General features: G+C 49.7%; 22 protein-coding genes and 2 pseudogenes. 12 read left to right on the plus strand and 12 right to left on the minus strand.

Annotation, left to right across the window (positions count from 1 at the left end):
• Positions 1-155: 155 nt before the first annotated feature.
• Together AFL22_RS09315 and AFL22_RS09320 are read right to left on the minus strand one after the other, a co-directional pair.
• The gene (locus AFL22_RS09315; protein WP_052271228.1) at positions 156-458 is read right to left on the minus strand and encodes an antibiotic biosynthesis monooxygenase; all 303 of its coding nucleotides are present in this window, start codon (positions 456-458) and stop codon (positions 156-158) included.
• A gap of 63 nt (positions 459-521) precedes the next feature.
• Complete coding sequence (locus AFL22_RS09320; protein WP_052271229.1) at positions 522-1,538, minus strand: NADP-dependent oxidoreductase; 1,017 nt, start codon at positions 1,536-1,538, stop codon at positions 522-524.
• Positions 1,539-1,627: 89 nt separating this feature from the next.
• Between AFL22_RS09320 and AFL22_RS09325 the strand changes: the two genes are divergently transcribed.
• Entirely contained in the window at positions 1,628-2,539 is a 912-nt protein-coding gene (locus AFL22_RS09325; protein WP_052271367.1) for a LysR family transcriptional regulator, read from the plus strand.
• Positions 2,540-2,719: 180 nt separating this feature from the next.
• Here the strand turns inward: AFL22_RS09325 and AFL22_RS09330 are convergent, their stop codons facing one another.
• Positions 2,720-4,060 (minus strand): MFS transporter, encoded by a 1,341-nt coding sequence (locus AFL22_RS09330; protein ID WP_052271230.1) that lies wholly within the window; start codon positions 4,058-4,060, stop codon positions 2,720-2,722.
• A gap of 477 nt (positions 4,061-4,537) precedes the next feature.
• On the opposite strand from AFL22_RS09330, the pseudogene AFL22_RS23305 reads away from it, so the two are divergent.
• Positions 4,538-5,007 (plus strand): annotated as a pseudogene (locus AFL22_RS23305) (DUF1203 domain-containing protein).
• 152 nt (positions 5,008-5,159) lie between these two features.
• Here the strand turns inward: AFL22_RS23305 and AFL22_RS09335 are convergent.
• Positions 5,160-6,035, minus strand: a complete 876-nt coding sequence (locus AFL22_RS09335) for a LysR family transcriptional regulator (RefSeq protein ID WP_052271231.1) — start codon at positions 6,033-6,035, stop codon at positions 5,160-5,162.
• Between the two features lie 100 nt (positions 6,036-6,135).
• Here AFL22_RS09335 and AFL22_RS09340 point away from each other — a divergent pair, with 100 nt between their 5' ends.
• A complete protein-coding gene (locus AFL22_RS09340) occupies positions 6,136-7,110 on the plus strand; it encodes a nitrilase family protein (protein WP_052271232.1) in 975 nt (324 codons plus the stop codon).
• An 84-nt stretch (positions 7,111-7,194) separates the two neighbouring features.
• On the opposite strand, the gene AFL22_RS09345 is transcribed toward AFL22_RS09340, so the two are convergent.
• Together AFL22_RS09345 and AFL22_RS09350 are read right to left on the minus strand one after the other, a co-directional pair.
• Positions 7,195-8,778 carry a methyl-accepting chemotaxis protein gene (locus tag AFL22_RS09345; protein ID WP_052271233.1) on the minus strand — a complete coding sequence of 528 codons (1,584 nt, stop codon included), beginning with the start codon at positions 8,776-8,778 and terminating at the stop codon, positions 7,195-7,197.
• 427 nt (positions 8,779-9,205) lie between these two features.
• The gene (locus tag AFL22_RS09350) at positions 9,206-9,679 is read right to left on the minus strand and encodes an Lrp/AsnC family transcriptional regulator (RefSeq protein WP_052271234.1); all 474 of its coding nucleotides are present in this window, start codon (positions 9,677-9,679) and stop codon (positions 9,206-9,208) included.
• 472 nt (positions 9,680-10,151) lie between these two features.
• Between AFL22_RS09350 and AFL22_RS09355 the strand changes: the two genes are divergently transcribed.
• Together AFL22_RS09355 and AFL22_RS09360 are read left to right on the plus strand one after the other, a co-directional pair.
• Complete coding sequence (locus AFL22_RS09355; protein WP_022624675.1) at positions 10,152-10,778, plus strand: LysE family translocator; 627 nt, start codon at positions 10,152-10,154, stop codon at positions 10,776-10,778.
• Between the two features lie 433 nt (positions 10,779-11,211).
• Positions 11,212-12,012, plus strand: a complete 801-nt coding sequence (locus AFL22_RS09360; RefSeq protein ID WP_052271235.1) for an SDR family oxidoreductase — start codon at positions 11,212-11,214, stop codon at positions 12,010-12,012.
• A gap of 180 nt (positions 12,013-12,192) precedes the next feature.
• On the opposite strand, the gene AFL22_RS09365 is transcribed toward AFL22_RS09360, so the two are convergent.
• Positions 12,193-12,741 (minus strand): TetR/AcrR family transcriptional regulator, encoded by a 549-nt coding sequence (locus AFL22_RS09365; protein ID WP_010670684.1) that lies wholly within the window; start codon positions 12,739-12,741, stop codon positions 12,193-12,195.
• 127 nt (positions 12,742-12,868) lie between these two features.
• On the opposite strand from AFL22_RS09365, the gene AFL22_RS09370 reads away from it, so the two are divergent.
• The 4 genes from AFL22_RS09370 (at position 12,869) to AFL22_RS09385 (ending at position 16,678) form a co-directional block, all read left to right on the plus strand.
• Positions 12,869-13,957: an alkene reductase gene (locus AFL22_RS09370; protein ID WP_052271236.1), complete on the plus strand. Its 1,089-nt coding sequence runs from the start codon at positions 12,869-12,871 to the stop codon at positions 13,955-13,957.
• Positions 13,958-14,032: 75 nt separating this feature from the next.
• Entirely contained in the window at positions 14,033-14,815 is a 783-nt protein-coding gene (locus AFL22_RS09375; protein ID WP_052271237.1) for an SDR family oxidoreductase, read from the plus strand.
• Positions 14,816-15,017: 202 nt separating this feature from the next.
• On the plus strand, positions 15,018-16,040 hold the full coding sequence (locus tag AFL22_RS09380; RefSeq protein ID WP_052271238.1) for an NADP-dependent oxidoreductase: 1,023 nt from the start codon (positions 15,018-15,020) through the stop codon (positions 16,038-16,040).
• A 161-nt stretch (positions 16,041-16,201) separates the two neighbouring features.
• Positions 16,202-16,678: a glutathione peroxidase gene (locus tag AFL22_RS09385; RefSeq protein ID WP_052271239.1), complete on the plus strand. Its 477-nt coding sequence runs from the start codon at positions 16,202-16,204 to the stop codon at positions 16,676-16,678.
• Between the two features lie 116 nt (positions 16,679-16,794).
• Here the strand turns inward: AFL22_RS09385 and AFL22_RS09390 are convergent, their stop codons facing one another.
• The gene (locus AFL22_RS09390; protein ID WP_052271240.1) at positions 16,795-17,982 is read right to left on the minus strand and encodes an MFS transporter; all 1,188 of its coding nucleotides are present in this window, start codon (positions 17,980-17,982) and stop codon (positions 16,795-16,797) included.
• Positions 17,983-18,154: 172 nt separating this feature from the next.
• Positions 18,155-19,084, minus strand: a complete 930-nt coding sequence (locus AFL22_RS09395; RefSeq protein WP_052271241.1) for a LysR family transcriptional regulator — start codon at positions 19,082-19,084, stop codon at positions 18,155-18,157.
• Positions 19,085-19,211: 127 nt separating this feature from the next.
• Here AFL22_RS09395 and AFL22_RS09400 point away from each other — a divergent pair, with 127 nt between their 5' ends.
• Positions 19,212-19,778 carry an NADPH-dependent FMN reductase gene (locus AFL22_RS09400; protein WP_031292513.1) on the plus strand — a complete coding sequence of 189 codons (567 nt, stop codon included), beginning with the start codon at positions 19,212-19,214 and terminating at the stop codon, positions 19,776-19,778.
• Between the two features lie 43 nt (positions 19,779-19,821).
• Positions 19,822-20,346: a VOC family protein gene (locus AFL22_RS09405; RefSeq protein WP_010670676.1), complete on the plus strand. Its 525-nt coding sequence runs from the start codon at positions 19,822-19,824 to the stop codon at positions 20,344-20,346.
• 255 nt (positions 20,347-20,601) lie between these two features.
• Here the strand turns inward: AFL22_RS09405 and hemH are convergent, their stop codons facing one another.
• From hemH to AFL22_RS23310, 3 genes and pseudogenes are all read right to left on the minus strand, one after another.
• Positions 20,602-21,573 carry a ferrochelatase gene (gene hemH / locus AFL22_RS09410; protein ID WP_052271242.1) on the minus strand — a complete coding sequence of 324 codons (972 nt, stop codon included), beginning with the start codon at positions 21,571-21,573 and terminating at the stop codon, positions 20,602-20,604.
• A gap of 630 nt (positions 21,574-22,203) precedes the next feature.
• Positions 22,204-22,494, minus strand: coding sequence for a Bor family protein (locus AFL22_RS09415; protein ID WP_010259114.1), 291 nt, complete (start codon positions 22,492-22,494; stop codon positions 22,204-22,206).
• A 199-nt stretch (positions 22,495-22,693) separates the two neighbouring features.
• Positions 22,694-22,828: pseudogene (locus AFL22_RS23310) on the minus strand (molecular chaperone DnaJ); the annotation flags it as partial.
• A 139-nt stretch (positions 22,829-22,967) separates the two neighbouring features.
• Here AFL22_RS23310 and AFL22_RS23315 point away from each other — a divergent pair.
• A complete protein-coding gene (locus tag AFL22_RS23315) occupies positions 22,968-23,426 on the plus strand; it encodes a GNAT family N-acetyltransferase (protein WP_072123870.1) in 459 nt (152 codons plus the stop codon).
• The last annotated feature ends 34 nt before the right edge of the window (positions 23,427-23,460 follow it).

A 23,460-nucleotide genomic window follows, 5' to 3' on the forward strand; every position in this document is an offset into this window, starting at 1 on the left:
CTCCGAAAAATATCCTTGCTGCTTAAGCCTCTGATGTCCGCTTCTGACACAAAGCAGACCATCGTCCAGGCTTATGCCTGCTATGAGCGAAGAGCGATTACTCACAGATCCGAGGCTTGATAATAAAGCACTCTCGATTTTAATAAGATTTTTATTCACCCATCCATAAGCCCTCTCTCGTTACAGGCGTCATATTTGAAGAGTTCCCCCTTCATTTTTCCCTGCCATCGGTTGATAAACTCTACCGTGTCGGTTTTTATAAGATGGGCATTGAGCGCGTCCTGATCCACCCATCGTTCTGATATAAGCAAACTTCCGGTCTGATAGTCCTCCACGGCAGCGTTATATGAAAGGTTTCCATCACGTTGTCGAACGGCATTTGCCAATAAGTTAAGTTCTCCCATAAATTGTTCCAGGACAGAAGGATCAATGTACATATAACCGGAAATGATAAGCATCTTATTTTTCCTTTAACTGACTGCTACTCGCCCTCAGAAAATGGCTGATCAGGTATGGGGTAATCAGAAGTTAGTCAGCACAATTTTGCCCTGGATACTTCCTGACGAAGCGCGCCGATGTGCGGCTGATGCCATGGCTAATGGATAGGTACTGTCAATCACGACGTTGATAATGCCTTTTTCCAGTAAAAGCCCCGCTTCGGATAGCTGCAGACCACTTGAACGCACTTGCGTTGTTGACACAGTAATCCCTTTTTGAGCAGCCTCAGTCTGCCCAGTGAAACTCAAAGGATTCACCAGAAATAGTGCTCCGCCCTGTCTGATGCAGCTTAAAAAGCGCTCTATATGCTTTCCGCCAACAGCATCAATAACCAGATCGACGTTTTTCACTACATTCTCAGCGGCTACTTTGGTGTAGTCGATAAAATCATCTGCGCCCAGTTCGCGCATAAGCACTTCATGACGGGAAGAAGCGACGGCAATGACTCTCGCACCCTTCCACTTCGCGATCTGAACAGCAATGTGCCCTACGCCACCTCCTGCACCGTTAACCATCACTGTCTGGCCTTCAAGCAGAACCGGTTTATGGTTGAAAGATTGAAACGGATTGGGCGCATCATGGCCGACGTCGACAAGAAATTGCCACGCGGTGAGCAGTGACATTGGGGCACCCGCTGCCTGGATATGGTCTATTCCAGGAGGTTTTAACGCCACCTCTGATGCAGGAACGCTTACATAGTCGGCATAAGCTCCACTACCGGCCATTACCCCATCAGGAAAACGCACCATTGAATAGACTTCATCTCCGGTGCTGAATGCGGAAACATTTTCGCCCACGGCTTCGATAACACCTGAAACATCCGTTCCCAGGATTAAGGGAAAGTGGGGTTCGGGCCGCCACTCAGGCGGAAGCGCCCGATAACCATCACGCAGATACAAGTCTGGTGGGTTCAGACTTGCGGCATGCACGCGCACAAGGACTTCGTCAGCCCCGATAGTTGGGCAGGGTGCATCTTCATACCTGAGATTCTCCGGGCCACCAAACGCATGTAGCTGTACTGCTTTCATCATTTCAGTCATGGCAATTTCACTCCAACACAGATTCAGGTGCCAGAATATGACCAATTGTGATGATTGATAATGGGGCTGGATTTCGCTTTAATATTGCCATGAAGGAACAAATAATCTTTGAAAGACTAACAGGTCTGATTGCATTCGCTCGTGCGGGATCGCGCGGCAGCTTTACCGCTGCCGCTCGCTCGCTGGCAGTATCCCCTTCCGCGATAAGTAAAAGTATCCAGAGACTGGAGCAGCGTCTTGGCGTCACATTGTTCACCCGAACCACCCGTTCGCTGGTGCTAACTGCTGAAGGTCGTGAACTGCACGAGCGCACGCTGCAGTTATTACGCGATGCTGAGGAGCTTGAGCAGGTCGCCATGCGATCGCGAGAGGAGCCAGCAGGAACATTACGCATTGCGGCATCGTTTCCGATTGGTGTTCATATGATCGCGCCTCTCCTTCCGCAATTCTGTGCACTTCATCCTAAAGTGACAATCGACTTAAAGCTGAGTGATCGCGTAATTAGCATTGTTGAAGAGAGTATTGATATAGCCATTCGGATCGGCGACCTCGCAGATTCAAATCTTCTGTCGCGTCGTTTGTCGCCCTATCAGATAGGTTGTTATGCTTCGCCAGATTATTTGACCCGATGCCCGGAACCCGAACACCCCAATGATCTTATCGGGCATAAAACGGTTAATTTGCGATATCAAAATACGGGGCAGATTTTTCGCTGGCCGTTCCGGGTTGGCGAGCGGGAGATTGAAATTGTGCCATCATCTGCTGTCATCGTCGATGCAAGCGAAGCCGTTATCGCGGCTGTGGCGGCCGGTGCCGGAATAGGCATGGTGTCGAGTTTTATGGCTGCTTCCTGGGTTAAGCGCGGGGAGTTAGTGCCCCTTCTCACTGATTTTTCAGTAGAGCGGCATAATATTTCTGCGGTATGGCATGCGAGCCGGCGTTCAAATCCTGCTGTACGCGCCTTTATTGATCTCATGCTTAACAGTTCTGAACGCTCTTAAACTGCGTATTGTCAGTAAATCCCCAAAGGTAAGTTCTTTCCGAATCTGACACATAACAGACATCAACAACCAGCAGAATGATTCAGGTAATGACAGGATGTGGAATGTTTATATGGCAGAGATAAAGCCGGAAGAACCCGCCTGCAGAGGCGCTGCTAAGCGTCTGCAGGCTGGATTACTTTATTTACTGACTGACGAAGCGCTATTTTCAACGTCGATGGTTAACACTTTTTTGCGGCCCATGACCAGCACGGCAATGCCCCCGATACCACAGAGGATAGCCAGTGGCACCATAGCCAGCGTATGGCTGCCGGTCGCCTGATTGATAATGCCATAAACGTTGACCATCACCCCACCGCCGATCAGATTCGCCATCGCACCGATAGCCGCCAGACCCGCGGCAGCGGTAGTCGATGACATCCATCCCGATGCCAGCGCCCAGAAAGGTCCTTTCATTGAGTAGGCTCCGATTAATACCAGCGACAGGATCACCACACTGCCGGTCAGACTATTGGTGATAAAGGCTGACAGCAGGCCACCTGCAATTAAGAACAGCGTTAACGCGGTGTGCCAGCGACGCTCGCCGCTGCGGTCAGAACTTCTCCCCCAGATAATCATCAGAATGGAGGCCAGGCCGTAGGGAATCGCATTGACTAAACCGGTGGTGAAGTTATCCAGTCCAAACGATGTAAGCAGTTGCGGAGACCACACGCTCAGCGTTGAGCCCGCCGCAGACGCGCCTGCATAAATCAGCGCCATCACCCAGATATGTTTGTGACGCAGCAACTGCCACAAAGAGATATGACCTATCGCCTTCTTCTTCGCATTTTCGGCTTCGAGAGTGCTGTTCAGCCACGCTTTTTGTTCCTGATTTAACCAGCTGGCATTCGTGGGACGATTGCTCAGTAAAAAGAAGGCTGCAATTCCCAGAATGACCGCCGGAATACCTTCCAGGATAAATAACCAGTGCCAGCCACGCATACCGTACCAGCCATCCAGTGACAAAATCAGACCAGAAATGGGCGATCCAATAAAGTTCGCCGCAGGAATGGCCACCATAAAGGTAGCAATCACGCGTGCACGGTACTTTCCGGGGATCCAGTAAGTCAGATAAAGAATGACGCCAGGGAAAAATCCGGCCTCAGCGGCGCCCAGTAAAAAGCGCAATATATAGAGTGTATTGGCACTTTCAACAAAGGCGGTACAGACAGAGATGATACCCCACGACACCATGATGCGAGAGATCCAAATCTTTGCGCCAATTTTCTGCATGGCCAGATTGCTGGGTACTTCAAACAGGAAGTAACCGACAAAAAACAGACTACTCGCAAAACCAAATACCGCTTTCGACAACCCTAAATCTTCGTTCATCTGTAACGAAGCCATCCCAATGTTGCCGCGATCGATAATGGCAATCAGATAACAAACAATCAGGAAGGGCAAAATGCGCCAGACCACCTTCTTAACGGTCTGCTGCTCAATATCGGCAGAGAAAGTCGTGATGTGCTGTTTTTCAGACATGATGATCCTCACAATTTTGTCATCGCTTTACGTGTATTCCGCAAAGCGCTTTGTTTTACTCTGTAAAACTGTAATGTACTGAGTAAAACCATTATCACGATAAAAATTCTTTCCCGCCGGAAGATGTAATGAGGTTGTGTTATTTGTCACAAAAAAGTATTCATCAACCTTAGTTTATGTGACGAGTATGTCGTTAACGGGTGGAGTTCAGCGATCTTTTTAATGAAGTGACGACAGGAGAACCGGAAGGATTGAGAGGGAACAGAGTATCTTGAGCGCCGCTGTCGGGATGTGAGGCCTTAGCACTTGTGTGAAGATATCAGCCAGCGTCTGAGAAGTTCGCAGCTGATGAAGCACTCGCCTGCCACTGTCGGACGGTCACATCATGAAATTCCCTGACCGATAACGGCGAGTTTCTCCTCACAGTATTCGATAACGTCATTGTTCGCGGTGTTACGGTGAAAAGAGAGGGATGCTATGAAATATAAAATTTCTGGCCTGAACGCCGGGCAATTTGCTCATCTTTTTGGACAGAGCGATGAATATCTGAAAAAACACCATGCAGTACGACAAACGGTAGAGTGCTATCCGGGTTATCCCGACAGAATCTCATTGTGCGATATCCCCGCTGGAGAAAGCGCCCTCCTGATTAATCACATCTATCAGCCTGCCGACACGCCCTATTTTGGTACTCATGCAATCTATATATGGGAGGGATGCACCCGGCAAGGCATTTACATCAATGAATTACCTGAAGTCCTGCTAAGCAGAACGCTGTCATTAAGGGCCTATGACGGAAAGCATTTTTTAAAGAAGCGGATATAGCTGAGGGGAAAGTTGCTGAATATCTCATCGGCCATTTTTTTGCCGACCCGCAGATTAGTTATATCCAGATACATAATGCGAAACGGGGATGCTATTCCTGCTGTGCAGAACGTTTTGAATGACGGTTTGTATTGAGAAGCTGTATCCGCAACAGGAAATTATTCGTCGCCAGGGTGCCTTCGTGTCATGACCCTCTTCTGAAGAGGGTGCTAAGAATTATGTCAGTAATCCTGCCCTATCCAATATGGCAAAAGGAGTGCCTGTTTCTGGAAGGTCAGACGTCATGAAGCGCGATACCCTTTTTTATACTGGCAATAAAATTATCACGGATTATATCCTCGTGGTTCGCGTTCCAGGCAATGCCAACTTTCCAGCTTATTGACTCACCTGTTAACGGAATAATAACCAGCTCCGGCGGTGCAATATGCATAACACTGTATGGCACAAGGGCAACACTCGTGCCCGCGATGACCAGCGCGACAATAGTTTGTATATCATCACTCAATTGAGTGGATGATATGAAAAGCGCGTTGTCATGAAGAAAGCGGTCAATTTGCGCATTTAAACCCCGTCCTCGCTCGGCATGAAGTCGCAACAGAGGGCGTTTCTTCAGCCAGTCATCAGCAGGCAATGACGGTGAACTTGCAGGCGCAATCAAAACCAATCGATCGGTAAACAATGGCAGGTAATCCAGCGCTACGGGAGGCGGAACTCTGACAAAACCGATCTGGAGCTCATCATTTTGCAAAAGTTCGTACTGCTGAAAGGAAGGAAGATCCGTCAATGACATCTCTATCCCCGGACACTCCCGACGAAATTCTGCCATACAGCGTGGTGCAAGATAAAAACTTGAGAGACCGAACCCCACGGCTAAATGCCCTTCAATCCCTTTTGAAACCCGCTCTGCATGATGCATAAATAATCGGGTTTGCCTGACCACTTTTTCAGCCTCTGGCAGCAGACGCCTGCCACCGCCCGTGAGTGTGGCTCCATGTCGCCCCCGCGTAAACAGTGACGTTTCCACCAGGGACTCAAGGAGATTAATCTGCTTGGTCAATGCAGGTTGCGAAATAAACAACGCCCGTGCCGCGTCAGCATAATTTCTTTTTTCAGCCAGCATCAAAAAGGCCTTAAGCAAGCGGATGTTCATTTTTACATTCCAAAAGGTTATCGAAACCGGAAATGTTTTGATTATACAGTTATCAGCAATGGTTATGTAATTCAGTTTCGATTACTACCGGAGAAGTACCATGAGCAACCATACATCCTTAAAAGCTGCCACCGTGCAATTTCAGCATCTGGCAAATAATAAAAATTATAATCTGCTGATAATGGAGAAATTTATTGAACAGGCAGCGATTGAGCAGGTGAAAATCCTCACATTCCCGGAAATGTGTATTACCGGCTACTGGCATGTACCCAAACTCACCTCGGCTGAGGTAACTGCTCTCGCCGAGCCGATCGAGGGGAGCCCTTCCCTTACGTTGATTCGTTCCCTGGCGATGAAACATCAAATGCTGATTGGTGCCGGGCTTATCGAAAGAGCCGATGATGGCCGCCTCTATAATACGTATGTTGCCTGTATGCCGGACGGCTCAATGCACACTCATCGCAAACTCCACGCTTTTGAACATCCGTCAATCAGCAGCGGTGACCGCTTTACCGTTTTTGAAACGCCCTGGGGAGTAAAAGTAGGTATCCTCATTTGCTGGGACAATAATCTGGTAGAAAATGTGCGTGCAACGGCATTGCTGGGTGCAGATATTCTTCTCGCGCCACATCAGACAGGCGGTACCGATTCCCGCAGTCCTTATGCGATGAAACCCATTCCGATGACGCTCTGGGCGGAGCGGGAAACGCGAAGGGAGGAAATTACTTCTGCATTCAAAGGGTCAAATGGTCGGGAATGGCTGATGAGATGGCTGCCCGCTCGTGCGCATGACAACGGTTTATTTATTCTCTTCAGTAACGGCGTAGGTGCAGATGATGATGAGGTGCGCACAGGTAATGCAATGATCCTGGATCCTTATGGAAGAATCATTAATGAAACCTGGGCAGCGGAAGATTTTATGGTGAGCGCTGACCTTGATTTGAGTCTACTTGCAATGAGTACCGGACGTCGCTGGATCCATGGTCGCCGTCCTGATTTATACCATATTCTGACACAACCGCAGGGCTACGAACGTGATGCGATTAGCGCCCGATTTTCTGATGAGACGCCTTAAATAGGCTCGGCGACTGAAATCATCCAGTCGCGAGAAAGATTGTCAGGGCGCGGCATCGTGAAAACCTCGCCCTGACATTAAAGCTTAAACCAGCGCACTATTAATTTTAAAGACGCTGACACTGGCAAGCAACATTTCGGCCTGAGCCTGTAAGGCCTGCGCTGCGGCTGTGGATTGCTGAGAAAGCGCGGCATTTTGCTGAGTGGCCGCGTCCATATGGGTAACCGCCAGATTAACCTGATCGATACCAACACTCTGCTCATTACTGGCCGATGATACGTTTTCAATCAACTCGCTGACCTGATGAATACGTAAAATAATTTCCTCCATCGTTGTCCCTGCGTGTTGAACCAGTTCATTGCCCTGGCCGATTGAACTCACAGAACGTTCGATCAGGATACGCACATCCTTTGCCGCTTTTGCAGAGCGCTGTGCCAGAGCACGTACTTCGGCCGCAACCACCGCAAACCCTCGACCTTCGGTGCCCGCACGCGCCGCTTCGACCGCAGCATTCAGTGCCAGAATATTAGTCTGAAAAGCGATACCGTCAATCACCGTAATGATCTGGTTAATCTCGTTCGAGAACTGCTGGATCTCACTCATGGTGTGTACCACTTTTTCCACCACATTGCCGCCCTGACCCGCAATGGAGCGGGCATCCTGGGCAATATTGCTGGCATGATATGCGTTCTGCGCGTTGTTTTTCACCACTGAAGTGAGTTCCTCCATGGAGGCAGCGGTTTCTTCAAGTGCGCCAGCCTGCGCCTCGTTACGTGAGGAAAGTTCCTGGCTGCCCTGCGCGATTTGAATTGACGCAGAGGCGATGTTTTCCGTACCGGTACGTACACCAGAGACGATTGAAGTCAGGCTGCTATTCATTTCACGCAACGCTGTCATTAACTCTGCGGTTTCGTCACGTCCGTTTGGACGAATTACGGTCTGCAGATCACCTGAAGCCACGGTGCGCGCAATATTGACTGCTTCGCGTAATGGATGGGTAATGCTGCGGATTAACCAGACAGTTATCACTATGCCGGAAAGTAAAATACCGGCCATGGCGATCCATAAGGTCATACGGGTTTCACGGTACTGAGCAAGGTTTTGCGCTGTCAGTTGCTGATTGAGTTTTTGAGCATGTGCCAGCGTATGATGAACGACATCATCAATCATTTTGGTCGGCTCACGATCGATGCCATTGACCTGGCTATCAACCAGCTGGGCGCTGGCGAGGTTACGCGTGTCGTAGTTTTGCAACGCAGCGAGGTATTTTTGTCTGAGCTGGACGTGTAGCTCAATCGTCTGTTTCACCTGCGCCGTATCCATCCCAAGCTCGGGTTGCAGTATCAGCAGTTGATGGAGCAGTGCCTGAGTTTTGTCACTCTGCGTCAGAAAGGCCGTTTTGTATTTGTCAAAAACACTCTGGCCTTGTGTGCCGCGTAAGAGGGCATTTTTCCACTCCTGTACCTGAATTTTAAACTGAACCTGTGCATTACGTGCAGTATCAATGCTCTCTGCGACACGTGTTTCGCTTGCCATGATGTCAATATTTTTTTGCAGAGCCTGAGCATTCAGATTTATGCCCCTCAAACCGACAATCATTGTCGCCAGCAGCAGGATTGCTGCCATCACACTGAGTCTTTGCCCTATCGTAAAATGATTAAGTTTCATATTTTTTCCGTGGTGAAAACAATAATGCACCGGCAAATCCCGGTACAACGGTTATCGTCACGGTAAAGCATGGACTTTATGGCTGGGGGTAGATTGATGGCATAATTTCATGTAAATAAGCGTCTCTTTTTAAGCTGACAGAGGCTGAAGAGAGGCTATGTATTAAAGTTTAAGCCGCTGGCGGCTCCGTTTTGAAAGGCACTGCTGATCGTTATCAACAATCATGTCATAACAAATATTTGTGTTGTTAAAGCAGAGAAAATGTGGGGAGTCAGCAAGCTTGCTAACGCTATGCCGCTATTAACTTGTGTAAGATCATGCCGGATAACAGTTTTGTGCGATCAATAACGCAGGTAGCGTGCCTGATCATTAAATCCGCTCTATGCGGAATTGATAATCAGTCACTGGGCATCCCGGCAGCGATAGACTACTCAGAGATTTTCTTAATAGGATAACTAACGAGTGGTTTGATCTCTTTAAGCACAAACATACTCTGCATTTCTTTAATTCCTGGCAACCTGCGTACCACTGACATTGCAAAATCAGCATAGGAGTCCAGATCTGAAGCCACAACCTGTAGCAGAAAGTCAGCATCCCCACCGATGCTATAACAGGCAACCACATCCTCCAGGGCGGTCACTTCCTCTTCAAACTTTCTGGCCTCCGCTTCGCTATGGCTGTCAATGACGACCCGAATGAAAATCATTACTCCCAGCCCAATTTTCTTGCGGTCAAGAACAGCACGATAGCCCTGAATAACATTATCTTCCTCGAGCTTACGAACTTTGCGCCAGCAGGGAGATGCTGAAATGTTTATCTTCTCCGCCAGCACCTGGTTAGTTACCCGGGCATCGTCCTGTAAAATTTCGAGAATTTTCATATCTGTCGAACTGAGCATCATGAGGGGAAATTCCTTTCTTTATGGAGGCGGTTTAGGGTTACTTTTACCTAAAAACAGGCGTTAAGTAAATAATATAGGTAACAATTTTCCGCTTTCCTGCTGCATAATATCTTTACTTTTCCAGCCTGTTATTACAAACAATATAAGGAAAAACTGAACCCTGATTTAATGCATATGATTCAATTTAATTTAAAAAATGCCGGGAGCCGATCATCTCTTGAAGAGAGGATCGGATAAAGCACTGCGCGCACATGAAAATTAAACTTGTCATCTGTGTAGTTAAATTAATGCAGTAATATCCGCCATGCAATAATTGAACACCCACCTTCAACGTTAAACCAACTGATAAAAAGGATGCATATCTTTAACCCTTAATTAAGATTTTTATATGACAACCATCGTTCAAAACCAGGCATTTTTAAACAACTAACGCTGTTCCCTTTTACCGAAGTGCATTTCAACAGGAATAACTATGTCAGGAACTACTGAAATACTATCTTATATTGCTGCACTCGGTTTAGCTGCTGCAATTCCGGGTCCGGGGATGACTGCATTAGTCGCTCGCAGCGTGAGTGGGGGCGCAATAACAGGCTTTACGATGCTGGCCGGTCTCATTCTCGGAGATTTGATTTATTTATCTGTGGCGGTATTTGGTCTGGCGGTGATCGCTCATACCTATACCTCTCTCTTTACACTGATTAACTGGGCTGCCTCACTCTTTCTATGCCTGCTGGCATGGCAGTTCTGGTGCCACCAGCCTCAGGCAATAAATATCGATCAAAAAGCGACAAAACGAGAACTGGCATCAGCCTGGTTTTCAGGACTGACCATAACGCTGGGAAACCCTAAAACCATCGCTTTCTATCTGGCTATACTGCCTCTGGTTATCTCTCTCGATAATGTATCTTTTCAGATGTGGGGAGGACTGCTTGTTCCGCTTACCGTGTTAGTCCTTTTGAGTGTGGGAGCCGTTTTTATTTTTGCAGCCCTCAGAATACGCCACCTCCTGACCAGCGCTAAAGCGCAACGACTCCTTTTCCGTTCAGCCGGTACCATCATGATGCTGGCCGCGGCTGGAATGGTGGTAAAGACTCTTTAGCGTTCATTACCACCTCCTCTGCCTCAGGAAAATGGGGCCGGTCTCGTGGTCTTGATAGAAAATGATCAAGCTCTGGCCTGGTTATCAGGCAATAAGCAATAAATAGTAAAAGGGATTCCAGCCAGAAAAGCCAGAGCGTCAAAAGCAGCTATCTTCTGATAGCTGCTTTTTTGCCTTTCAGATATCCCATTTTTTACTGCTTATGTTCCTGCTTCAACGTTTCCTGACTATCCACCCAGGGCGCATTAGCGGCTAACCCTGTACTTCACATCTATAATTCAGTGACTCAGGCCCATGCGCCCGATCCGGCTAGCCGATTAATCAGTTTGGGGGTGGCTGGACGTCGTAGTGTCAGCGATACATCGATATTCACTCTCCTGATGATGCCGGCCGGGTTTAAGACGCTCATCATTTACAGAAATAAGGATGCCTCATGATCTTTTCTCTCAAAAATCAGGTTGCGCTGGTTACCGGTGCCAGCTCGGGTCTCGGCTATGCCTGCGCAGAAGCACTCGCTAAAGAAGGGGCCTGTGTAGTGATTAACTACCATAGCCAGGCGGAACCGGCCGAGGAGCTGGCTGAGAAAATCCGCGCCGATGGAGGCCGTGCAATTGCTGTCAAAGGTGACGTGTCGAAAGAGGCGGATGTAGAGAATCTTTTTGACCAGACGATCAGGGAATTTGGCAGGCTGGATATCCTGGTGGCGAACTCAGGACTGCAGAAAGATGCCCCGTCCATTGAGATGACGCTAGAGGACTGGAATACCGTTCTGGACGTGAACCTGACTGGCCAGTTCCTCTGCGCGCGCGCTGCGCTGCGGCAGTTCAAGCGGCAGGAGCATCGCCAGGATATCAGCAAAGCTGTCGGTAAGATTATTCATATGAGTTCGGTTCACCAGCTCATTCCCTGGGCCGGACACGTCAACTATGCCGCATCAAAAGGCGGCGTTGACATGCTGATGAAAAGTCTGGCTCAGGAAGTGGGTGAAGAACGTATTCGTGTCAATGCAGTGGCGCCCGGCGCTATCGCTACCGCCATCAACGAGGAAAGCACCCAGGGTGAAGCGGGCAAAGCGCTGTTAAAGCTCATCCCTTATGGACGTATCGGTGCGGCTGAAGATGTGGCGAATGCCGTCGTCTGGCTTGCCAGTGATCTCTCTGATTACGTTCATGGCACCACGCTTTTTATCGATGGTGGAATGAGCCTTTATCCCGGATTCCGCGACAACGGCTGAGTGATGCGTCACTGTCCCAGGTGGATGGCCGACTGATCGATAGCCCGTTGATGGGAATGGTATCCGGAACGGGAAGTCCGGATTACGCTTTCCCGCCGTTCATAATAAAACGCCAGCGGGCTGGTGCGTTCAGTCCATGCCGCAACGGCTTCAGTAAGGTTGAACGGGAAGAGCATCGATTCAATCTTTACAGGCATCCGGGCTGATCAGACGCGTACGGCAGACCTCCAGAATTTCATCAGCAAGCCCGGAATTATCCGGGCAGGCACGCGAAAGCATCAGGGCACCCACAAGCTGCGCGAGCGTATTGATCAGATCCGCACGCGTGACCTGTTCCGTTTCTAAAACGGCAAGCTGTCGTTCAATTCCGGCCGCAAAGGTCTCGCGGATGGATTCAGACTGGCGCGCTGCATCGGTGCCCAGGGCCGACATGACACACCCCTTTGCCATATCATCGCGATGCTGGCGGGAAAGGTAATATTCAACGAACTTTTCCCGACTCACACCCTGAGTTTTTTCCGCCGATTGCGCGAAGCCGCAGTTCATCGCTTCGGCTAACAAATCGGCTTTCGACCCAAAGTGCTTATAGAACCCGCCATGCGTTAAACCTGCGGCTGACATCAGTTCAGCGACGCCTACCCCATCGTAACCCCGCTCACGAAAAAGTTCTGACGCCGTTTCAACGATTCGGTTCCTGTTTTCGCGAACCTGCTCTTTTGACACTTTCATCTTTTCCTCCTGAAACTGAGCTTAAGTATACATTGATGATGATCATAATCAAACCAGTTGACTTTAATGATTACGATCATCATCATTAAATCAGTTTACTGACCCGCTAATCCGCAAAGGAATAACCATGACGAATCAATCCTTATTTCAGCCCTATGAACTGGGATCTGTCACACTTGCGAATCGCATCGTGATGGCCCCGCTGACGCGTAACCGGGCAGGCGCAGGCCTGGTGCCAGGTGAACTGGCAGCGACTTACTACGCTCAGCGTGCCACAGCAGGGTTACTGATTACCGAAGCTACGCAGATTTCAGCAGAGGCGCAGGGCTATCAGGATACGCCGGGGATCTACACGCAGGCCCAGATTGAGGGCTGGCGTAAAGTCACAGATGCGGTACATGACAAAGGCGGACGGATATTTGTGCAGTTGTGGCACACAGGTCGAATTTCACATGTCGATTTACAGCCAGAAGGAGCCGCACCAGGCGCGCCGTCAGCTATCCGTGCTGAAACCAAAACCTTCGTGAACAACCATTTTGTTGATGTTTCAGAACCCAGAGCGCTTGAGCTGAAGGAAATAAAAGGCATTGTTGCCGATTTCAGAAAGGCATCAGCCAATGCCATTACCGCAGGCTTTGATGGCGTAGAGATACACGGTGCGAATGGCTATCTGCTTGAGCAGTTCCTGAAAGATGGTGCCAATCAGCGCACAGATGAATATGGCGGTTCAGTTGAGAATCGTGCGCGTCTGCTACTAGAGGTCGCGGAGGCCGTGAAAGATGAGATCGGCGCAGCGCGGACGGGCGTTCGCATCTCACCGGTCTCACCTGCTAATGCGATTTCATGCAGCGATCCGCAGCCACAATATGACTACCTGGCAGAGCAACTTGATGCTTCAGGTATCGTTTATCTGCATGTTGTTGAAGGCGCGACGGGAGGTCCCCGTGATGCCTCACCGTTTGATTACGTTTCGCTGCGTCGCCGCTTTAAAAACACCTACATCGGTAACAATGGCTATGACCTGGCGCTGGCGTCTGACCATCTTGCACAGGACAAAGCCGATTTGTTCGCGTTCGGTCGCCCCTTCATTTCTAACCCCGATTTCGTCGAAAGACTTAAGTCGGGAGCACCTCTGGCTCCGCTTAATCCTGAAACACTGTATGGCGGAGGTGCGGAGGGCTACACCGACTATCCATCGCTTAGCGGTAACAGTTAATCACTCTTCAGGTATCACGGTTAACCCTATATCGCTAACGGCGATTTTTATCAAACAAATTAAGAAGATAAAACTATGACTCGTACTTCAGTCCTCATTACAGGCGCATCAACGGGTATTGGTGCTGTTTACGCTGAGCGCTTTGCACGTCGTGGACATGACCTGGTTCTGGTTGCTCGCGACAAATTGAAATTAGAGGCGCTTGCTGAACGGCTGCGACAGGAAAATCATATTTCCGTCGATGTGCTGCCTGCCGACCTCACGCTGGCGAGTGATTTAGCTGCTGTTGAAGCACGCCTCCGGGAAGACACGCGGATAGGCACTCTTATCAATAACGCAGGTATCGCTCAGTCCGGCACGTTTACCGAGCAGACGCCTGATTCCATTGAACGCCTTATCGCGCTTAACGTCACTGCCCTGACGAGACTGGCCACTGTTGCAGCACGCCGGTTCGCAGAAGCCGGAGAAGGTTCGATCGTCAATATCAGTTCCGTAGTCGGACTCGCCCCGGAATTTGCAATGACGGTTTACGGCGCAACAAAAGCCTTTGTTCTTTTCCTCTCTCAGGGAATGAACGTTGAGCTCTCTTCAAAAGGCATTTATATCCAGGCGGTGCTCCCTGCAGGTACGTACACCGAAATCTGGGATCGTGCCGGTATCGACATCAGTAACGCCTCAAAAATGATGGAAGTGGGCGAACTGGTTGACGCCGCTCTGGCGGGTTTTGACCGCCGCGAACACGTGACGATTCCGCCATTACATAAAGCTGATCGCTGGGATGTTCTTGATGCCTCCCGTCAGGGTCTGCTCTCGGACATCCGACAGGAAGAGGCCGCAGAGCGATACAAAACCCTTTAGCTAAGCCCTGCTCAGCAGAACCTTTTACAAGGTTCTGCTGAGCGGTAAATCGACCAAGAATGTCTTAATGGCGGCATGAGCATATTAACCGGCAAAACCTTATTCCATTATTTATTACGTTGCTCCCCGGAGCCGCTTTTTTGCTCAGCAACAGAGGCACCTGAAAGTACGTCAGTGCTAAACATCAGAGGATAAACACCAAATGAAAACCAGGACGATGCGAGCCTTTACGTTTAAACGCTACGGGAAGTCACCTGAGCTGGGATTTGAAAATGTAGATTACCCTTCCCCCGGTGCCGATGAAATCCTGGTAAAAGTCTATGCCGTTGGTCTGAATCCCATTGATAACATTATCCCCGGCGGAATTTTCAAACCGATTCTGCATTTTAAACTTCCGGCGACGCTGGGCAGTGATTTGTCAGGCGTGGTGATTGCAACAGGAAGTCGGGTGACACGTTTCAAGCCGGGCGATGAAGTCTTCGCCTGCATTTTCGACAGGGGAACAGGTTCACTCGCCGATTTTGCATGCGTTCCTGAACGTCTCGCGGCTGTTAAGCCTGAAAATCTGGATTTCATTGAGGCTGCTTCGTTGCCGATGGTTAGCCTCACCGCCTGGCAGGCGTTTACAGAGAGAGCACATCTGCGGGCAGGACAAAAAGTGTTTATTCCGGCAGGTTCGGGAGGAATTGGCACTATTGCGATTCAGCTGGCGAAACATCTTGGCGCCAGGGTAGCGACGACGACCAGTTCAGCCAACGTGGAGTGGGTGAGTCGGCTGGGCGCAGATGAAGTGGTTGACTATAAAAAGCAGGAATTTGAAACCGTGCTGAGCGGCTACGATCTTGTACTCGGCACGCTGCGGGGGGATTCAATTGAAAAATCCATGCAGATTCTTAAACCTGGCGGAAAGATTCTTTCTCTGGTCGGTCCATTAGACGTTAATTTCGCACGAGCCCGGCAGCTGAATATCTTCCTGCGGCTGATTTTTGCCCTGATGAGTCGCAAAATTATGCGCCTTTCAAAAAAGCGCGGTCTGGATTATTCATTTCTCTTTGTTCGTCCTGATGGAGATCAACTCACCCAAATCGGCAAACTTATTGAAGCAGGACATATCAAACCGGTAATCGACAGGGTGTTCCCATTTGCAGAAACTCAGGATGCGCTTGACTGGCTTCAACGCGGACATGCAAAGGGTAAAGTCGTGGTTAAAATTCATCAGGAATAACAACCAAATCTGACGTGGCAAATAGTCATTAACTCAGGTGGTAGCACCTGAAGCCAGGATGCCTGACCTGCTAACTAAGCATCTGCTTCCCAGACCCCGCTGTCGTTATGCACTCTGTGGTAATGTTAACGTCACACGGTTTTTGCTCTGAGGATTGCGACATGTCTCCCTTTTATCAACTCACTGCCACCAGTCTGAATGGCCAGCTTATCCCGATGACCGACTATGCTGACAAGGTGGTTCTGGTGGTTAATACCGCCAGCCATTGTGGATTCACGCCACAATACGCAGGTCTTGAATCGCTCTATAAAAAGTACGCCGCGCAGGGCCTGGTGGTGCTGGGTTTTCCCTGCAACCAGTTCGGAAAGCAGGAACCCGGCGGTGCCGAAGAAATCGCGCAGACATGCCACATCAACTATGGTGTGAGTTTTCCGATGTTCGGGAAAGTTGAGGTCAATGGCACCTCAACGCACCCGATTTTCCGTTACCTGAAAGATGAATTACCCGGCGTGCTGGGTGGTCGTATTAAGTGGAACTTCACTAAGTTCCTGATCGGGCGCGACGGCATACCGATCAAACGCTTTGCCCCGACCACCACCCCGGAGAAAATGGAAGCCGCCATTCTTGCTGCTCTTTAAGTGAGGTGTTTTACCATCTCACTGTCAATGACGGGATTACCAGTAAACTGTTTATTTCCGCTCCATCTGGCAGCGCCTGTAACTCATCGACGTCTGTTCAGGGCCAGAAGCGGACGTTACTCACTGTGAGAAGCTGAACGCATAGCAGCGCTATGCCCGGTTTTGTCAGTCAGTCCGGATATAACTGCCAGAATCAGCGCTATAACCGAGAGTATCGCGCCTGCCCAGTCAGGCGACTGAAGACCAAAGCCGGCCGCTATAACTGCCCCTCCCAGCCATGCACCCAGGGCATTACCGAGATTGAAGAGGCCTATGTTAACGGCTGCAGCCAGCGTCGGAGCCCCTGCCGCCCGCGCTTTGTCCATCACCAGTTTCTGGATGGGGGACACGGTCGCAAACCCAAACGCAGCCATCAGAAAAATACAGACCGCTGACATGACCTGGTTGTGGGCAGTAAAGTTAAATACCAGCAGGACTACGGCCTGAGCGGCCAGGGTGACGTAAAGCATCGGCATCAGCGCGCGATCGGCATATCTGCCGCCCAGCTGATTACCGACAAATAGCCCCAGACCGAACAGCAGCATCAGCCATGCCAGGCTGCTTTCGCTGTATCCGGCCAGCTCGATCATCATGGGTGCGATATAGGTAATGGAGGTAAAAAAAGCACCCGGCCCAAAGACCGTTATGCCCATCGCCAGCAGAACATTGACGTTGCGGAAGGCATTAAACTCGTGTGCGAAATTATGGTTCTCCGCACGGGGCTGATGCGGGATAAGCATACCGATGCTGATAACCGTAACAACTCCAATTGCGGCAATAACCATAAAAGCATCTCGCCAGGAAAGATGCTGCCCGATCCAGGTACCGACGGGAACACCAATAAGATTTGCTACGGTCAGTCCCATGAACATGAATGCAATCGCCCTTACCCGCTTAGACGGCGCAACCATATCGGCAGCAATGATCGAACCAATACCAAAGAAGGCGCCGTGAGTCAGAGACGTGATGATCCTGCCCAGAATGGCAATTCCCAGCGTGGGCGCAAAGGCCGTAACGAGGTTACCCGCCACAAACAGCAGCATCAGGAAAACCAGCATGGCTTTTCGGGGCACTTTTGAGCCCAGAATAATCAGGGCCGGCGCGCCGACAAAAACACCCAGCGCATAAGCCGTTGCCAGATTTCCGGCCACGGGAATAGTAACGTTGAAATCAGCGGCAATAACGGGAAGCAGGCCGGCAATGATGAATTCAGTCGTACCGATACCGAATGCACCAATCGCCAGCGCCCAGAGAGCAAGTGGCATAACAAATATCCTGTCAGTTAACCTATTTTTTTGTCTGAGCTGCGCATAACACGTGCCGGCTTTCGTTTAGAGAACCGGCACATGACACGGTGATGGCAGCAGAACAGACAGGATATAAGCTTGCTTAGAGTTGATAAACAGCCCTGAAATCGCCTGAGTGGTGACAAAAATTCTACTTGAGAGTGCCAAAGTATCCTTTTTCGGCCTTACTTAGCAGTTCATCGACAATAAGCCTGACCTTGGGGATCAGATGCCTTGTCCGGGGCCAGACAACGTTCAGCCCGACGGGTACGGGCATATGATCGGGCATAACAGCAACAAGCCTGCCCTCATCAATATGGCTGTTCACCATCGATTCCGGAAACTGGGCAATACCTGCTCCTGCCAGGCAGGCCTGAAGCATGGCGTCTCCGTCGCTTATCTGGTGTGCCGAGGCCGAGATAAACTTTATTTCCCGCTCCCCGGCTGGCCGCAGCCGCCAGGCAAGCGGTGCCCCCCGTCGGTACCCCATAATGCAGCAGTGTTTTTTTAGCGCATCGACATCAAAGGGCTGACCATGCCGCTCAACATAAGCGGGAGATGCGCAGAGCATGAGGCGCTGCCGGCTCAGACGACGCGCAATCAGCTCATCGGTACTCTGCAGTTCACCCAGGCGCAGTACCAGGTCAACGCCCTCCTCAACCGGATCAATCAGACGATCGTTAAAGGTCAACACCAGACGCAGGGCTGGATAAAGATTCATCACTTCTAGCAGCACCGGCATCATCAGATTGCGTCCGAATGATGCTGGCATGTCTATACGCACCGTTCCGGCAGGATTGTCCTGCCGCCGGCTGAGCGTATTTTCAGCCGAGTCCAGAATTTCCAGCGCAGAGAGGCAACTGGTGAGATAGGCCTCTCCGTCACTGGTCAGGCTTAGCTTACGGGTTGAGCGGTGAAACAGACGCGTTCCCAGCCTCTCCTCAAGCCGCGCCACGCTTTTTCCGACGGCAGATTTTGTAATGCCCAATTGCTCCGCAGCTTTAGTAAAGCTGCTGGACCTGGCCGTTGTGACAAAAGTCGTGATTCCTCGCAAGGATTCGGCTGTAAACCCGGTAGACATAAAGTTGACTCTCTGGCGACTCATAGCGTGTTTATCGATGTGTAATTCTATACCAGGCTTAAGTCAGTTCGAAAACAAAGTGCCGGCACCTGTCGGCGTATCCATATTAAAAACACGGGGAGCAGTCATGTCACAGACAAGACCTTTGAAATTTGTCTCACTGCTGGGCAGTCTTCGCGCGGATTCTTTTAACGCCGTCGTAGCCCGCAATCTTAGCCTGCTGGCGCCGGCAGGCGTGGATGTCAGCGCGCTCAGCTCTGTCGGAGAAATACCGCATTACGACGCTGACCTGCAGGCTCAGGGGTTTCCTGAATCGGTTGTGGAAATGGGACAAGCGATAGCGGCAGCAGACGGCCTGATTATTGTCACACCTGAATATAACTATTCTGTGCCGGGTGCCCTGAAAAATGCGCTGGACTGGCTTTCACGTCTTCCGGATACCCCTGTCGCCGGTAAGCCCGTCGCCATAATCACTGCGTCACCCGGTGCCATAGGTGGTGCAAGGGCGCAGTATCACCTGCGCCAGATTCTGGTCTTTCTTGACGGCAGAGTGCTTAACAAGCCAGAGGTCATGATTGGACAGGCCTCATCCCGGCTTGATCCGAAATCCGGCCGCATAACGGATGCGGACACCCGTGACCATATTTCGGCTCAGCTTAGTGCGCTCGCAACAATGGCGGCCCGCCAGGGCTGATTAATAACATCACTCACATCTGAACAACCACAGGGAGAAAACTATGTCTACCAACGTTATTCGCGGTATGGACCACGTCGGCATTACCGTTTCTGATATTGATGAGGCTACCCGCTTCTTTTCTGATGCCTTTGGTGCAGAAGTTATTTATGACTCCGTCTCGCCTTCAGACGACGACGTAAAAGGCGAAGAAACGGAAAATATTCTGAACCTGTTCCCGGGAACGAAAATTACCACGGTCAGAATGATGAAGCTGAAGCACGGCCCGGGACTGGAACTTTTTGAAATGAAGGGGCCAGAGCAAAGTCAGCCCGTGCGACCCAGCGATTATGGCCTGCAGCATTTTGCTGTTTACGTTGATGACATCAACGAGGCTATCAGCCTGTTCGAGCAGGCTGGTGGGAAAATGTTTACTTCTCCTCAGCCCCTGATGTTTCCAACTGAGGTGGGAGAGAATAACTTTTTCTGCTACGGCCGCACGCCGTGGGGTAGCGTCATTGAACTGATTTCTTTACCTTCAAAGCTGCCGTATGAAGACCATACCTCTCTGCGCCGCTGGAAGCCCTGAGTGTAACCGGGTGCGCCAGCGCAGGCGTACCCGTAAATACTAAACGTCCGCACCTCGCTCATAGCTGACTTGCCCACGAATAATCTCCGACTCATACCCTCGTACAAGACAGTTGCTTGCAGCTGGAGTAGCGGGTTTCCAGGCGGCCCCTATAACGCCGCCCCGGCACGTATCACATACATGTCCGGGAGGGCCCACTTCTGGTTTCACTATGAATGTTGACACCTGCAACATCCGCTCACAAGAGTGTGAAAATCATCCCTGAAACCGATTAAGGTTCACAAGTTGTCGCAGCATCTCGATATGAATCGGTTTATCATTAAGCGCCGGTATGTAAGTAAACGATGTACCACCCGCATGCATAAAAATCTCCCTGTTCTGCTCATCAAGCTCCTCAAGCGTTTCTAAACAGTCTGATGCAAACCCCGGGCTGATTACCTGCAGGCTTTTTATTCCTTCATTCGGTAGATTTTTAATTGTCTCATCAGTAAAAGGCGTTAACCATGGCTCTCTGCCGAATCTTGACTGGAACGTCATCAATATTTTCAGTGACGGCATATTGATTGCTTCAATGAGTAATTTTGTCGTTAACTCACATCTTTCCTGGTATCGGTCCCCCTCTTTGACAAACCTTACCGGTATACCATGATATGAAATTAACAATGCATCTGGAACGCCGTTAGCTTCGAAAGATGCCTGAACGGATGCTCTTAACGCTTCAATGTAGGCAGGGTGATCGGCATAGTCATTGATGAAATTTATGGAGGGTGTATACCGGTTCTTCATTATCTGCAGGTGACGGCTCACGCTATCCCAAACAGAAGAAACGGTCGAAGATGAAAACTGGGGATACAAAGGAATGACGATAATTTTATCGACGCCTTTTTCCAGTAGCCTGTCAATTGCACTACCTATACTGGGCTCGCCATAACTCATCCCCAGCTCGACGGGCATACCTGTCACTTCTTCAAGCGCACGGGCTTGCCTGACGCTGTAAACCATGAGAGGGGAGCCTTCCTCCATCCAAATCGAAGAATATAATTTCGCCACTCGCCTTGCACGTAATGGGATAATCACGCCATGTAGAATGGGGCACCAAATGATTCTTGGTAAGTCGACCACTCTGTAGTCATGCAGAAATTTAGATAAAAATTTCTTTACTGCAACAGGCGTTGGTTCTTTTGGTGTTCCAAGGTTAACAATCAAAACACCCTGTTTATTCGTCATCAGGTGGGATCCTCAAGGCCATTGTCACTAACTCACTCATGCCAGTCACTCCGTAGCAGCTTGTCTTAAAGGCCTCAATTTGACCTCATTTTGTAGAAATAATTGAAATGCAGATTGACTGTTTCACGGCTTATGATGCTATGAGTCTGATTGCAGCCATCGTTTTTACTCAATGATCATGATTTTAGGACAAATCATCAGTGAAAACATTACTTTCTCTATCGTCAGATTTAACCGGTGCGGGGCTACGCGACGTCATTATTGAAGTCGGCGTGTGGAGGAGTTAGCTGGAGGAGGTGCGAAAAACCGCATCTGGATGCCCGCGCAGATGCATGCCTTAGGCTTGATCTTTTTATGCGTATAAGTGATGAAGGCGAATGACCTGCTCCCTGTTAATCCTTACAGACCGCTTTTAGCAATGTCCGTTACTCGCTCAAAGCGGACTGACACGCATCAACAGCTTACCACTGCTTTTACCAGGCTGGACGACGTTGCCTGAACTCGTTTCGGGTAATGTCGTCAGCAGGCGAGCCGCGCAGCGGTGCGAGAGCAGAATTTAATAGTTACAATATACTAATGCGATTTAATAACAGGCGCAGGATTAGGCCGGCGAACCGGCCTGAGGCATTATCAGATGGCGCAATAAACGCGCGCTTCACGTGGCGTGTAGATACCAAACGTCACCACGCTCAGTAAGCCATTAACAAACGTCTGCTGCACTTCAACCCGGTTAACTTTTTCCTGGCCGCCGCACACCTGCGCCGCATCAATGCTCTTACGCTGACCGATACCTGAAACAAAGAACGGCTGGCTGGTGGTTTTCGTCGCCGCACCAACTTGATTCTGTTTCATTACGAAAGTCTGCTGCGCACAGCCGGTTAAACTCAGAGCCAACAACGCCGCAACACAAAGCTTGTTCATAAATATCCTTATCGCCTGAAATGAAAAAAAATGCTGAGTGAAATCATCACTCAGCCAGCAATCAGGTTATCGACAACGAAAGCGGAAACTTGAGAAAGATTTTTAAGTACGCCTAACGGATACGTTTTGCTGAATAGTACAGCAATAAAAAAAGCCCCTGCACAGCAGGAGCTTTTTATGTTTACCGCAGCGTTTCCGCTTAGCGAGTCAAATCGTCGAAGAACTTTTTGACGCCATCGAGAAAGCTTTTGGAATGCGGACTGTTCTTCTCGCCCGCCGCACCACCAAAGCTCAATTCCGGCTCACGCAGCAGCGACTTATGCTTCTCGCTCATAGCGGACCCAGGGCTGCCGTCAGTCCGCTTTGTACCAGAAGCGGATGTTTCACATGCACTCCTATGTAAAATACTGAAGGCCGTCATAGATGGAACATTATGTTAGATTCAGTAGTTAAAACTGAATCCAGGATAGCGAATGTTCAGCATTTCAGAATTAGATAAAAGTGATTCTGACCTACTGTGGCTGGTAAGCGAACTCGATGCCTTTCAGAACGCACTATATCCTGCAGAAAGTAATCACTGCCTGGATCTTTCAACAGTTACTGATGAGCAGCTCCGGTGCATTATCGTACGTGATGAAGGTGGCTTACCTGCAGGTTGTGGTGCTTTGCTATTTCATGAAAATGGCTCAGCTGAGATTAAGCGGGTTTATATTCGACCGGAATATCGGCGTAGGAAGCTCGGAGAACAGATAGTCAGCGCAATCGAGACGATTGCTTCAGAAAAGAATTTGAGCCTATTGCAGCTTGAAACAGGGATTCACCAGCAACCGGCTATAGCACTTTATCGTAGATGCGGTTATGAGATATGCAATTCATTCCCACCTTATGCAACAGATCCGTTGAGTGTTTTTATGTGCAAAAAACTTCCTTAACTTCATGTTTTTATGTTGCTACAGGGTGTAGATG

The sequence above is a fragment of the Pantoea sp. CFSAN033090 genome, from assembly GCF_001264395.1.
Classification (GTDB): domain Bacteria; phylum Pseudomonadota; class Gammaproteobacteria; order Enterobacterales; family Enterobacteriaceae; genus Pantoea; species Pantoea agglomerans.